The organism is Pelagicoccus mobilis, assembly GCF_016595505.1.
In the GTDB taxonomy this organism is placed as follows: Bacteria; Verrucomicrobiota; Verrucomicrobiia; order Opitutales; family Opitutaceae; genus Pelagicoccus; species Pelagicoccus mobilis.
In genome coordinates this window covers 36,630-49,345 of sequence record NZ_JAENIL010000007.1, presented here as the reverse complement: position 1 = coordinate 49,345, position 12,716 = coordinate 36,630, and the positions used below count along the sequence as shown (strand labels likewise).

General features: G+C 56.8%; 14 protein-coding genes. 5 read left to right on the top strand and 9 right to left on the bottom strand.

Going from position 1 to position 12,716, the window contains the following annotated elements; all coding sequences use genetic code 11:
• Positions 1 to 16 precede the first annotated feature (16 nt).
• The 6 genes from JIN87_RS04895 to JIN87_RS04875 all read right to left on the bottom strand — a co-directional run bounded on the left by JIN87_RS04895 (position 17) and on the right by JIN87_RS04875 (position 5,551).
• Positions 17 to 1,516: a sulfatase family protein gene (locus tag JIN87_RS04895; protein ID WP_200354409.1), complete on the bottom strand. Its 1,500-nt coding sequence runs from the start codon at positions 1,514 to 1,516 to the stop codon at positions 17 to 19.
• Between the two features lie 131 nt (positions 1,517 to 1,647).
• Positions 1,648 to 2,691 carry a nucleoside hydrolase-like domain-containing protein gene (locus tag JIN87_RS04890; RefSeq protein WP_200354408.1) on the bottom strand — a complete coding sequence of 348 codons (1,044 nt, stop codon included), beginning with the start codon at positions 2,689 to 2,691 and terminating at the stop codon, positions 1,648 to 1,650.
• A complete protein-coding gene (locus JIN87_RS04885) occupies positions 2,688 to 3,182 on the bottom strand; it encodes a GNAT family N-acetyltransferase (RefSeq protein ID WP_200354407.1) in 495 nt (164 codons plus the stop codon). The genes JIN87_RS04890 and JIN87_RS04885 overlap by 4 nt, the downstream gene beginning before the upstream one ends.
• The gene (locus tag JIN87_RS28540) at positions 3,183 to 3,308 is read right to left on the bottom strand and encodes a hypothetical protein (protein ID WP_267909354.1); all 126 of its coding nucleotides are present in this window, start codon (positions 3,306 to 3,308) and stop codon (positions 3,183 to 3,185) included.
• A gap of 193 nt (positions 3,309 to 3,501) precedes the next feature.
• On the bottom strand, positions 3,502 to 3,882 hold the full coding sequence (locus JIN87_RS04880; protein WP_200354406.1) for a VOC family protein: 381 nt from the start codon (positions 3,880 to 3,882) through the stop codon (positions 3,502 to 3,504).
• Positions 3,883 to 4,063: 181 nt separating this feature from the next.
• A complete protein-coding gene (locus JIN87_RS04875; RefSeq protein WP_200354405.1) occupies positions 4,064 to 5,551 on the bottom strand; it encodes a pyruvate carboxylase subunit B in 1,488 nt (495 codons plus the stop codon).
• A 302-nt stretch (positions 5,552 to 5,853) separates the two neighbouring features.
• On the opposite strand from JIN87_RS04875, the gene JIN87_RS04870 reads away from it, so the two are divergent.
• Positions 5,854 to 6,609, top strand: a complete 756-nt coding sequence (locus JIN87_RS04870; protein WP_200354404.1) for a class I SAM-dependent methyltransferase — start codon at positions 5,854 to 5,856, stop codon at positions 6,607 to 6,609.
• 9 nt (positions 6,610 to 6,618) lie between these two features.
• On the opposite strand, the gene JIN87_RS04865 is transcribed toward JIN87_RS04870, so the two are convergent.
• Together JIN87_RS04865 and JIN87_RS04860 are read right to left on the bottom strand one after the other, a co-directional pair.
• Entirely contained in the window at positions 6,619 to 7,812 is a 1,194-nt protein-coding gene (locus JIN87_RS04865) for an ABC transporter permease (protein WP_200354403.1), read from the bottom strand.
• 73 nt (positions 7,813 to 7,885) lie between these two features.
• Positions 7,886 to 8,650 (bottom strand): ABC transporter ATP-binding protein, encoded by a 765-nt coding sequence (locus tag JIN87_RS04860; RefSeq protein ID WP_200354402.1) that lies wholly within the window; start codon positions 8,648 to 8,650, stop codon positions 7,886 to 7,888.
• A 590-nt stretch (positions 8,651 to 9,240) separates the two neighbouring features.
• Between JIN87_RS04860 and ribB the strand changes: the two genes are divergently transcribed.
• The 4 genes from ribB to ftsY all read left to right on the top strand — a co-directional run bounded on the left by ribB (position 9,241) and on the right by ftsY (position 12,318).
• Positions 9,241 to 10,323 carry a 3,4-dihydroxy-2-butanone-4-phosphate synthase gene (ribB, locus tag JIN87_RS04855; protein ID WP_200354401.1) on the top strand — a complete coding sequence of 361 codons (1,083 nt, stop codon included), beginning with the start codon at positions 9,241 to 9,243 and terminating at the stop codon, positions 10,321 to 10,323.
• 102 nt (positions 10,324 to 10,425) lie between these two features.
• Positions 10,426 to 10,896 carry a 6,7-dimethyl-8-ribityllumazine synthase gene (gene ribH / locus JIN87_RS04850; RefSeq protein WP_200354400.1) on the top strand — a complete coding sequence of 157 codons (471 nt, stop codon included), beginning with the start codon at positions 10,426 to 10,428 and terminating at the stop codon, positions 10,894 to 10,896.
• A 1-nt stretch (position 10,897) separates the two neighbouring features.
• A complete protein-coding gene (nusB, locus tag JIN87_RS04845) occupies positions 10,898 to 11,347 on the top strand; it encodes a transcription antitermination factor NusB (protein ID WP_200354399.1) in 450 nt (149 codons plus the stop codon).
• A 38-nt stretch (positions 11,348 to 11,385) separates the two neighbouring features.
• Positions 11,386 to 12,318 (top strand): signal recognition particle-docking protein FtsY, encoded by a 933-nt coding sequence (gene ftsY / locus JIN87_RS04840; protein ID WP_200354398.1) that lies wholly within the window; start codon positions 11,386 to 11,388, stop codon positions 12,316 to 12,318.
• A gap of 104 nt (positions 12,319 to 12,422) precedes the next feature.
• Here ftsY and JIN87_RS04835 read toward each other — a convergent pair whose 3' ends face one another.
• A complete protein-coding gene (locus tag JIN87_RS04835; RefSeq protein ID WP_200354397.1) occupies positions 12,423 to 12,671 on the bottom strand; it encodes a toprim domain-containing protein in 249 nt (82 codons plus the stop codon).
• Positions 12,672 to 12,716 lie beyond the last annotated feature (45 nt).

The following is a 12,716-nucleotide window of genomic DNA, read 5'->3' as shown; positions in this document are numbered from 1 at the left end:
TGCCCTCCGTGGGGGATTAGGAATCTGGGCGGTCTTCCGCAATGCCCATCTTGATCATTTCGGCCTTGTTGGGGCGAGGGCGAATACGGGCTGGAGTGGCGAGACCGGTTTCGCGATCGAACTCGTCTGGAGTCACGATCTTCGGTATCCAATCATTGGTGACGATTTGCCACTCTCGGAGCGTGTTGCGCATGGTCTTGAGGACGTCGGCGTATTCGGGGTCTTTTGCTAGATTGTTGGCTTCGAAGGGATCTTCTGCGCAGTGGTAAAGCTCTTCGATGGGGCGTGGGTTGAGGAAGATGTTTTTCTGGGCCTGGTTGAGTTTTCCGGTCCCGCGGAGGGCAAGGGCTTCTTGGTAGGCTGGGCTCCGGACGCCATCGGCGGATGGGGTGCCCATTTGGTTGGGAAGGTAGTTACGGATGTATTTGAATTCACCGGTTGTTACAGCGCGAACTTGGTCGTTGTAGTCGTGCCAGTGCTTTTCGGCGAACGCGAACTTTCGGATTTGGGTGTTGGGATCCTGAAGGGCGGGGACGAAGCTGTGCCCTTCGAATTCGGAGGGGATTTTGACGCCTGCGAGTTCGAGGAAGGTCGGACCGATGTCCACGGCGCTAACGACGCTATCGCTGACAAGCCCGGCTTCGATGCCAGCGGGCCAGCGGAGAATCCAGGGGGACTTGATGCCGCTATCGTAGAGGGTTGTTTTGGCGCGGATGAAAGGTTGGCCGTTGTCGCTCATGATAAGGACGAGCGTATTGTCGTCGACGCCTTGGGCTTCGAGCTCGTCCATTACGGCGCCGATGTAGGTGTCGAAGCGTGTGATTTCGTCGTAGTAGAGGGCGAGGTCTTTGCGGACCTCGGGCGTGTCGACCATGAATGGCGGCACGAATACATCGTCGGGGGAGTGAGGTTTGGGGATGATGTTTTCCGAGTAAGGACGGTGGGCGTCGAGGGATGCGAGCCAGAGGAAGAAGGGCTTGTCTTTGGGGCGGTCCTTGAGGATGGGGACCCAATCTTGGCTGCCGCTACGGGCGTCGCCGGCCATGGTTTCTTTGAAGCCGCCGGTGCCGCCTTGTGGTATCTGGTAACCGGATACGTCCGCTTCTCGTACTTCGTGGAAGTCGCTTTTCACTGCTTCGCCGAGGTGCCACTTGCCAGCGGCTCCGGTCCAGTAGCCAGCTTCTTTGAGGAGGCGGACGAAGGTGGTCTTGTCGCCGGTCATTTCCCAGTGTAGCTGCTCGGCGTCGGTGTTGTGCGGATAGAGGCCTGAGATGATGGAGGAGCGGCTAGGGCTGCAGGAGGCGATGGTGACGAATCCGTTGTTGAAGCGTATGCCTTCTTTGGCGATGCGGTCGATGTGGGGGGATTGAACGGTTTTGTTGCCGTAGGCGCCTAGGTCGTAGGTGGCGATGTCGTCTGCGATGATGAGGACGATGTTGGGTTTCAGGGGCGCTTTGGAGCAGCCGGAGAGGAAGGCGATGGCGAGCGTCAGGCCGAAGGCGATGGTGCGTAGCATAGTTGTTTTGAGGGGGTAAGTTGGTAAGGCGTTGGCGGATGGGTTTCTGCCGATTAGCGAATCCCATTTGTTCTCTGACTGAGACGCAAGAGCGGGTGGATTTAACTACTTAAATCGTTGAGGCGTGGGGGCTATTCCTCTGGGCTGTGGTACAGGGAGTCGAGTTTCTGTAGGGTGGCCTTGTACATGAGGGGCCGGCGTTCCTCGAGCGTGGCCTTGGAGGCTTGCAGCACTTGCTCGTGGTTTTGCCAAGTGGCGCAGGGGGCGGCGTAGTCCCACTCGATCGATTCGCTGATGTCGGTGAAATAGTGGGGGCGCTCTTGTGGAAAGGGCTTTTGGTAGCGACCGGCCCAGCTGCCGTGAGTGGGGTCGTCGAAATCGTTCTGAGGATCGATCAGGTAGAGGACGGTGGGGGTGTCGCCCGCACGGAAGTATTGGGCCCAGCTTTCTTTTTTGACGACGTCCTTCATGTGTTTGCCAAGGGCTCCGTACTTTGCGAGCTTGGGGAGGAGCTGTCTGGGTTCGTCGCCGGTGAACATGCCGTTGTAGGTCCAGTTCATCTCTAGCCACCACATGTCTTTGAAGCGTGGGTCGTCGAAGAGCTCGTTTCGTCCGGCGGCATTCCAGTTCATTTGCTTGCAGGGAGCGTTCTTTTCCCAATTGGCGGGGACGTGTTTGATATCCCGCTCGAGCATGAGGCCGGTCCCGATGGTGAGGACGCGGAGGTTGGGGGCGATTTCGGGACGTTGCAGGAGGGCGTCGCGGAAGCCGCGCATGTTGCCCCAGATGAGGACGTAGAGGGGGGAGTCTTCACGGGTGGCCGCTCGGTGGAAATTGGTGATGGCGCTTTCTTTGGAGTCGGCGAGACAGCTACGGAGGGATTTCGGTGAGGTGAAGCCTTTGCTCTCGAGGGAGAGGGCTTGGAAGTCTTTTTGGTAGGCGTCGATGACTAGTTGGCAGGCTTCGAAGCCACCGGCGTCGAGTCTTTCGGGTACGATGCCTTCGATTTCGAGGATGTCGCAGTACCAGAGGAGGTGGATCAGCGACTGCCGGTCGTCGGGATCGCCTGAGTCGATGTTGATATCCGTAAAAACGAAGACGCGAGGGCGTTCTTTTGCGGATAGCGTGCTACTAAGTGAGAGAAAAAGTGCGAGGAGGGGGAGGGCGATTCTCATGAGGCTGCGTCTTCAGCATCCTTGAACGCGTCGGCATAGCCAATGGAAAATTTGTCTTCTGTATGAGTCCAGCGGAGGGCTCGAAAGTAGTCGTTGCCAGGATCGTAGGGGCAGCTCGGGTTCGGGGTGGCTGCAAATCCGAAGCGCTCGTAGAAATGGGGGTCGCCGAGTACGAAGACGGGGGCGTTGCGGATGGGATCGAGCTGGAGCGTGGTTTCGATCAAGTGGCTGCCGTAGCCCTTGTCTTGGCAATCGGGCCTAACGGCGACTGGGGCCAGGTGGTAGCCGATTGGCAGGGCGTCCTTAAGGGCGGGGGTGTAGAGAATACAGGCGAGGATGTGGTTGTCTTCTTCGCTTACCCAGCAGTGGTAGGGGATGGGGCCGGAGAAAACCCGTTCGGCTAGTCTCGACTCGTAGACGCTTGGTTTGAAGGCGTCGTCGAAGAGGGACTTGATGGCGGGTAGGTCGGTTGGCGTCGCGGGACGGATCACTTAGCGTTTCAGAAAGACAGCTAGACAAGCGAGAGAGAGTACGAGCGCGGCCGCGGCTACGATCTGTACTGCTCCCACAATGTTTCCTGTGTAGAGACGCAGTTTATTGAACAAGGTGCTGGTCATATTAGGGGATTCCGGGAAATACGAATGTAGTTTTACCTAGGCCTGTCAACTAGAAGCTTCTGCAAACTTAAACCATAAACGGGAGAACTCCGTCAGATAAATTGCGGTAATTATCTAGATCCGAGCTCGCCTATCGGTTTTTCCCGGTGATCGGGGGCTGGCTGTTCCTTGAACGGCGCGAGGCGGGTCTTCCTTAAGTCAGGTCGTAGGTCGTGACTTCGACGGTGATTCCGTCCGGATCTTTCAGATAGATGGAGAGAGCGACCTCATGGTCTTGCTCTTCGAAGGGGACGCTTTTGCTCGAAAGCGATTCTTTGACCTTTTCGTAGTCTGCCCGTGTCTCGGCACCAAAGGCGAAATGGTCGATTCGCGGTCCTTTGCGGGGAGCTGTCGGACTATCTGGAGAGGCTTGGAAGAGGGCGATTTGGGCTCCGCCTTTTTTGAGGAAGTAGGGGTTGTTGTCCCATTTCCCACGGAAGATCCATTCCATCTCGAAGACTGTTTCGTACCACTTCTTGGAGCGCTTGGAATCTGAGCAGACGAGGGCGACGTGATCGAGTTTGGAGAGCTTCATGGGTCGGCTTGAGGGAGGAGAGGATGCGCTAGCTTGCGGCGTTCTTCAAGTTTCGGGCGTGGCTGCTTCGAACCTTGCCTGCCCGCAGGGGACAGCGGGCTCTACCTATCCTCAGGAGCTGTAGAAAAGGCCCGCCGAGGGGGCGGGCCTGATTTGATTGAAAACTGTAGTTGTGCGGTTGTTACACCTCCTCGACCGCGACTGTGTACTTCTTGCCTTGGACGGCGATGTTGTAGTGGCGGGCGCTGTCGCTGAGGGTGACGCTTTCCGCTGGACCGGCTTTGGCTGGCGCTGCTGCGGCTGGCTTGGGCGCGGCGGCCGCTGCTGGCTGGTCTTTGGTCTTGTAGTAGGCGTCGAGCTCTTGCGGGAACATGGCTTGGATGACGCAGTGTTCGTCATCGGTTGGCATGTCTTTTACCGCGAGCGCTTTGCGGAGATCGTCCATGCCTGGATCCTTAAGGTCGGCGGGACGAACGGTGATCGGATCCTTGCCGGACTTTTGAGCGGCGATCTTTTGCACCTCGGGATTAACGGGGGCAGGTGTGCGTCCGTAGTAACCGAGGGCGATGTCGGTGGCTTGTGGAGAGAAGTTTTTCCAGCGTCCGAATTTGACATTGAGCATGGCTTGTACGCCGACGATCTGGGAGGTTGGCGTTACGAGGGGGATCCAGCCGAGCGCTTCGCGAACAACTGGGATTTCCTTAAACACGTCCTCGAACTTGTCTTCCATGCCTTGCTCTTTGAGTTGGTTACGGAAGTTGGAGAGCATGCCGCCGGGGACTTGATACTTGAGGGCATCGGAGTCGACGCGCTCGTTTGAGAAGCTGGTGAAGTCGCTCAGCTCTTCGTAGACCTTGGTGAAGTGTTCGCGGAGGAACTGAAGGGCGTCGAGGTCGTATTTCGGGCAGCGCGGGTGGTTCTCCAGCATGGAGAGCATGCGTGCTGTATCCGGTTGGCCGGTACCGTTTGCGAATGGGATGATTGATGTATCCACGTAGTCGACACCTGCTTCGATGCCGGCGTAGTAGGTTGTCGCTCCGAGACCTGCGGTTTCGTGGGTGTGGAGAACGATGGGAATCTTAACCCGGTCCTTGAGGCCCTTGATGATGTCGTAGGCTTGTTGAGGAGGCACGAGGCCTGCCATGTCCTTCAAGCAGAGGGAGGCGCAGCCTGACTCCTCGAGCTCCTGGCCGAGCTTGACGAAGGCCTCGGTGGTGTGGACGGGGGAGGTGGTGTAGCAGATGACGCCTTGAGCTTCCTTGCCTGCTTCCTTGGCCGCCTTGATGGCGGTCTGCATGTTGCGGGGGTCGTTGAGGGCGTCGAAGATACGGAAGATGTCCATTCCGTGTTTCGCCGAAGTCTTGATGAAGGTCTCGACGATATCGTCTGGGAAGTGGGCGTATTGCACGATGTTTTGGCCGCGCAGCAGCATCATGTGCTTGGACTTGGTTTTGGCGCGGATCGCGTCGAGACGATCGAATGGGAATTCTTTGAGGAAGCGAAGTCCGGCGTCGATGGTGGCTCCGCCCCAAGTCTCGAGACAGCCAAAGCCGAGATTGTCGAGAGCTTCGAGCGCGGGGAGCATTTGCTCGGTGCGCATGCGGGTGGCGGCGAGTGATTGGTGGCCGTCGCGCAGAACGGTGTTATTGAAAATGACTGGTTTGCTCATGCGAGGGATGTTTTTTGGTGATGGTGGATTCTGTTGCTCGGCGAGTTGCTGGGCGCTCGCTTGGTAATTAGTAAATGTGAAACGGTGGAGTAGCGTAGGCTTTAGTGAGGTAAATGCAAACGCTTATTCTGGGGTTGTGATTAGATTAGGGTTTCTAATGAAGATAAAAGGGTAATTTATAGAGGGTAGTAGGGCAAGTCTTATGAAATGCGCAGAGTCGGGGGTTGTTCGTTTAAGTCTGGGTTTTAAGTGGAGGTGGGCTTGCTATTGGAAGGGGCTGTGACTATCAGGCTCGATTTTGTATGCCTTTTCGTGTTCTGAAATCTCTTTTCGCCAAGGATGAAAGCTCTGTTGTGGAGAGTTCTGATACTGTTGACGGTTTGCCGGTTCCATCGACCCAGTTGATCGAGTGGGTGACGGGCCAGGAGAGTTTGGAGGTGTTTTTGGAAAGCGGGAAGCTGGGCGTGGAGGCGATCGAAGGCGTGCTCGAGCGCAATGGGCTTTCTTTTAAGGGAATGGAGGCTGTCCTCGATTTTGGCTGCGGCTGCGGTCGCGTGCTACGGTATCTCCAGAATTTTGATACAGTGCGTTTGCATGGGACTGACATTAACCGGGAGGCGATTGCGTGGGCGGATGTGAACTTGAACTTCGCCGAATTCTGCAGCAATCGATTGGTGCCGCCGTTGCGGTACCGAGTCGCTTCCTTCGATTTGGTCTACGCTTTCTCCGTTTTCACGCATTTACCTGAAAACCTGCAGTCCGAGTGGATGGCTGAGCTGCGTCGCGTTTTGAGAAAAGGCGGGCACTTGATCGTGTCGTTGCATGGCGACCATTATCTGCCGCATGTCCCGGAGGACCAAAAGCCACGCTATGAAGAGGGCGGGCTCGTCGTGCGGCATTCGACGAAGGCGGGCTTGAACGAGTGCGCCGCGTTTCACCCGGAGAGCTATGTGCGCGAGCGTTTGGCGGGTGAAAACGGATTTGAGGTGGTGGACTTTATCCCGGAGGGAGCTCTGGGAAATCCGAAGCAGGATCTCTACTTGTTGAAGCGAGTGTAGTCTTCCGCTTCAGGAGCGGAAGAGGATGGTTTCGCGTTGGAAGAGATTTGCGGTGAGCTTGATGGAGGCCCAAGCGTAGGCGAGCGAGCTAGCCAGGGCGACACTGAAGAAGGGCAGATCGAACGCGTTGCTGAGCAGTTGCTTCATGGAAAGGGCGATGTTGAGCACGGGAATGAGTCCGGTGTAGAGTGGGCTTTCGGCTCCGAATACGAAGGAGAGGGCAGCCGGGAAGAGGAAGACGGCTACGAAGGGGAAGATGTAGGCTTGGGCTTCCTTTTGATTGCGAGCGAAGGCTGAGACGATGAGTAAGGCCGCCGAGCTGAGCAGGGCGAGCGGGATCACGATCACTACGAGCGCGGCGAGGTTGGTGTAGGAGATTTGAGGGATTTCGCCGAATATGGTTTCGATGATCTGGCCGCCGAAAGAGAGGGCGAGAACGATGCCGAGGATGGAGCAGATCGAGGAGATGAGGCTGATGACGAAGATGGTGTAGAGCTTGCCGCTGACGATTTGGGTGCGTGAGGCGGGGGAGACGAGGAGGGTTTCCATGGTGCCGCGTTCCTTCTCGCCGGCGCAGAGGTCGAAGGCGGTGTTTAGGCCTCCGAAAGCGGCGCCCATGATAACGATGTAAGGGAGGAACATGGAGAGGGCGAATCCGACGACGGCTGACTTTTCGGCGATGCTGGTGGATTTGATCTCGGTGGGCTTGATGAAGCTGGGATCGAGAGAGGAGGCGGTGAGGCGGTTCTCGGTTTGCTCGCGGTTGAACTGGTTGAGCAGGCCGCGTAGGCGGTTGTGGGCGTTGCCGGAGTTTTCGTTGGCTTGGTCGTAGATTATTTCGATGGGTGCGGTGCCGTTTGATTGGAAGACGATGCGCGCGTTGTGGGGGATGGCGACGACGGCTCTGGCTTTGTAGTCGCGAATGGCTTGGATGGCGTCTTCGCGAGAGTCGTAGCGAGTGACCTCAAGCTTCTCGTTGGACTCGATGTGGTTGGTGAGCTCGGGGAAGGCGGCTTCTTGGTAGATGCCGACGTCGAGGGTGGCTTGTTGTTGCTCGACCGCCTTTTTGCTTCCGAAGAACATGATGGCGCCCATGAGGGCGGGGGTGAGCAGTAGTGGTGAAATAATTACGCCGAGAATGACGCGTTTGTCACGTAGGGTCTCGCGGAGCTCTTTGAGAAAGATTACTTTGGTCAGGGACATTGGAAGGGATGGTGTGGGATGTAGGAGGTGGGGCTGGGGATCCGCTTGAGGTGCCCGCTGGGCACAGCGGGCGCTACCTTGTGAGTTCGGCTTCGGCTTGGGCGTCGAGTTGGTGGGCGATCTTGAGGAATGCGTTTTCGAGGACGTCTTCGCCGGTTTGCGCTTTTATTTCTGATACGGTGCCTTCGGTGGCTATCTTGCCGTGGTGCACGATGGCGACTTCGTCGCAGAGACGCTCCACTTCGCTCATGATGTGGGTGGAGAAGACCACGGTGAGCCCGTCGTCGCGGCATCGCTCGATGAAGTTCATGATGGTTTGGGAGGTCATGACGTCGAGGCCGGTGGTGGGCTCGTCGAAAATCATGACGGGCGGGCGGTGGATGATGGAGCGGGCGATGGAGACGCGCTGCTTTTGGCCGGTGGAAAGTTTGTCGCAACGGCCGTTTTGGAATTCGCCGATTTCGAGCTGTTCGATGAGCTCGTCGACGCGGGAGCGAAGCTGGGAGTTGTGGATGCCGTTGAGTCGTCCGAAGTACTCGAGCATCTCGCGAGCGGTGAGCCGGCCGTAGAGGGCGGTGCCGTTTGAGAGGAAGCCGATGGAGCGGCGCACGTCTTCGGGGTGTTTGGCGACGTCGTAGCCGGCGACGGTGGCGGTGCCTCGGGTGGGCTCGAGCAGGGTGCCGAGCATGCGGAGCGTGGTGGTCTTGCCGGCTCCGTTGGCTCCGAGCAGTCCGAAGATTTGGCCGGGCTGGCAATTGAAGGAGACTCGGTCGACGGCGCGGACGAGTCCGCGTTTTCGGTCGCGGAAGGTTTTTGTGAGCTTGTTGGCTTCGATCACGGCTAGGGGAATCGGCTAAAGGGCGTGGGTAGTGAAAGGTTTTAGCGGGAGTTTGGAAATTGTTTTCGGAGTAATCTAGCGTGCGCGTGTTACCGGCGTGTTACTTGAGCCCTCCATCCCGATCGCGAATGGAAGTCGGCTCGTTCGCGTCTCAACAGGTCGCGCGAAGGGCGTGCGCGCTTTGCTACGTAACGTTTCGTTCATTTCTGCGCAGAGCTAGGGATGGGAGGGATTGAGGTGTGGATTGTCGGTGAGCTGGTGGGTTATTGGAGAGAAACTAGGGTGTAGTCCGGGGCGAGTGAGCGCTTTTCTTCATTTTGCTGGGAAATTGCCTAAAGCTGGACTGAGTAGGATCCGTTCAGCTAAGTCCGGAGGGGTAGTTATCTCCGGGATTTTTACAACGTTAGGTATTGTTCCTAAAAGAGATGGATTCTTTGGAGCGGAGCTGGTGATGCGGCTCCGCTTCTTTGTGCGTGAATCTCTGGGATCGAGTTTCGGAGGTAAAGGGCAGGGGGTGAAGGGCTTTGATTTTACGGTCGACTCGTATTCGAGTTGTCAGCTCGAGGGGCGGCGGTTTTGCTGGCGGGATTATGGCTGATAACGCAGCAGACGAAATTTTTGATTCAGTGGAAGAGGCGATTGCTGAGATCGCGGCTGGCCGTCCGGTAATCGTGACCGATGACGAGGATCGCGAGAATGAGGGGGACTTGATTTTTGCGGCTTCGAAGGCGTCGGTGGAAAACGTGAACATGATGATTCAGCATGCTCGCGGTCTGATTTGCGTCCCTTGCACGCCTCACCATCTGCAACGTCTGGGGATCAGCCCGATGGTCCAGGAGAACCGGGAGTCGCATAAGACGGATTTCACGATCTCGGTCGATGCGGCGGAGGGGATCACCACTGGGATCAGCGCTTACGATCGCTACCATACGATCAAGCTGCTGGCGAATCCTGACACGCGCCCGGACGAGTTGGTTGCCCCGGGGCATATCTTTCCGCTTAAGGCGAAGTCGGGCGGCGTCTTGGAGCGTGCGGGGCATACGGAAGCGGCGGTGGATTTGGCCTCGCTAGCGGGAGAGTTCCCGTGTGGCGTGATTTGCGAGATCGTCAATGACGACGGTTCGATGGCTCGTACTCCCGAACTGGTGGAGTTTAAGAAGAAATTTGGCCTAAAAATGATCTCGATCGCGGCCTTGATCGAATATCGCCACAAGCGTGAGAACTTGGTGGAGCTGGTGCGTGAGGAAGCGTTTTCCAGCGAGCACGGGGAATTTTCGATGAAGGTGTTTCGCAGCTTGCTCGATGGGCGCGAGCACGTGGCTTTGGTGGCGGGCGAAATCACTGGCGAGCCGACTTTGGTGCGGGTGCATGCCGAGAACGTGTTGAAGGACTTGTTTCACCCGGCAAACGGGAAGAGCGAGGATTCGATTGGCTTGGCGATGAAGCGGATCGCGGAAGAGGGGAGCGGGGCGATCGTGTATATCCGCCGTCCGGGCGGGGGTCTGGTCGACAATCCCGAGGAAAAGACCATGAGCTTGCGAGAGTACGGGATCGGAGCCCAGATCTTGTCTTCCCTAGGTATTCGCAAGATCCGTTTGTTGTCTCAGCACAGCAAGAACTTGGTGGCTTTGGATGGTTATGGTCTCGAGATCGTCGAGACGGTGGGCTTGTAGGGTGGCGGTTCTGGAGATGATTCGCCTTTTGCCTTTACAAGACTAAGCAGGGAGGCAAGTTGCCTTCTCCTCTCACGTCGCTGTTCTTAACTCGTTCTTACTATGAGCCAATTATCGCCTTCCTCGCTGCAAATTGATGGATCCGATTTCCGGATTGGGATCGTTGCGGCACGATTTAACGAGGAGTATGTCGCAGGCCTGCTCGATGGAGCGGTTGCAGCGCTCAAGAGTTCTGGTGTGGCGGATGACGCGATCGTGGTGGAGCGAGTGCCGGGCTCGAACGAGTTGCCGGTGGCGGCGAAGTTTCTGGTGGAGTCAGGCAAGTTTGACGCGGTGATCGCGCTCGGCGTGGTGATCGCTGGCGGGACGCGTCACTATGAAATGGTATCGGACTCGGCGAACTATGGTTTGCAGGAAGTGGCGATTACCACTGGGACTCCGGTGGTGGCTGGCTTGATCGTGGGAGACAACGAGGAGCAGGTGCGCGAGCGCTGTATCGGGTCTATCCCGAAGGGAACTGAGTTTGGGCAATGTGCCTTGGAAATGGCGCAGCTGCGTCGCAACTATTCTTAATATGTCTGAGAGTAAAAAGTCTCAACGCAGACTGTGTCGAGTGGCGGCGATGCAATATGTCTATGCCTGGTCGATCAATCGTCCGAAGGATTTGACGGATGACTTGAGGATTTTCTTCGAGGGTCTTGAGGAGGAGCGCGACTATTATAATTTCGCCGAAGAGCTGGTGCATGGGATCGTCGAGTATTCCGACGAGATCGACGATAAGATCATGAGCCTAGCCAAGAACTGGGATTTCGAACGTATCGCAAAGATCGACTTAGCGATTTTGCGTTTGGCGGTTTACGAGTTGTTGCACCGTAAGGACATCCCGCCTGTGGTTACGATCAACGAGGCGATCGATCTGAGCAAGGAGTTCTCCACTTCGGAGTCGCGTCGTTTCGTAAACGGGATCTTGGACCGCCTGAAAGGCGAGCTTGATCGTCCGTCTCGCACAGCGAGTTGGGAGTAATCGAAAAGCGGATACGATAGGAAGGGAATAGGCATCCGATGTTATCGATTTTTAAGAAGTTCAAGGATGGGCTAGCCAAGTCGGCGAAGAGCATCGCTGAAAAGACGGGCGGGATCTTCGGCCGCAAGAAGCTGGACGCTTCGTCGATCGAAGAATTGGAGGAAGCTCTTTTTGCTTCCGACTTTGGCTACGAGACGACGGAGGAGATCATCGAGGAAACGCAGAAGGCTTATAAGAAAGACAAGGATCTGCGTGGCAAGGATGTCGCGGCGATCGGGGGCTCCGTACTTAAGCGTGTTCTCGATGGTTCGGAAGGGCGTATCCAGTTTTTGGAAGACAAGCCGACTGTGATCTGTTTGATCGGAGTCAATGGCTCTGGGAAGACGACTACGACGGCGAAGCTCGGCTACCAGTACAAGCAGGATGGTCGAAACCCGATGGTGGCTGCTTGCGATACGTTCCGTGCGGCGGCGATAGAGCAGCTTAAGGAGTGGTCGGGGCGTCTCGGTTTGGAGATCGTAGCGGGGCAGCATGGCGCGGATTCCGCCGCGGTGGCGTTTGACGCTTACCAGGCGGCGAAGTCGCGTGGACATGATACGCTGATTATCGATACGGCGGGGCGTCTGCATACGAAGAGTAATTTGATGGACGAGCTGGCGAAGATTCGCCGCGTCCTGCAGAAGCACGACGAGGCAGCTCCACACTATAGCCTGCTCGTGGTGGATGGTAGCTTGGGCTCGAACTCGATTGAGCAGGCTCGGGTCTTCAATGAAAAGTTTGGCCTCGATGGTTTGGTGGTTACCAAGCTGGATGGCACGAGTCGCGGCGGCGCTTTGGTTGGGATTTACCGTGAGCTGAAGCTGCCGATTTATTTCCTAGGTTTCGGTGAGAAGCCGGAGGACCTGCAAGAGTATCGAGTTGATAACTACGTGGATGCGATCTTCGGCGACGAGGAAGACGAGGGAGAATAGGTTATCTCGTAGAGCGGTGCTTTAGCCCGCTAGCCGTTTATTAGAGGAAGAGCCTATGGCCTCCTGTATTGCTGACGCGGGCTGAAGCACCGCGCTACCGGAGGCTATTTCGTGATTCGCAGGGCGATGCGGATGAGGGCGGACGTGAGGAGGGTGGCGGCTATGGTGATGTAGATGCTGATGCCGTAGTAAAAGTTGGCTCCGGAATCGGCGGTGGTGAGGATCCCGAATGGGCTGTAGAGCTTTTGGTGAAGGAGGGAGAGAGCCGCTAGGATGCCGGTGATGAGGAAGAGTAGGAACATCACCGCTGTCATGACGTTGTGGGTACGGTCTCCGCTTTTGTGTACGTGCATCTTGATCCTGCAACTCGGCAACGACGGTACCGAGGAACGATAGTG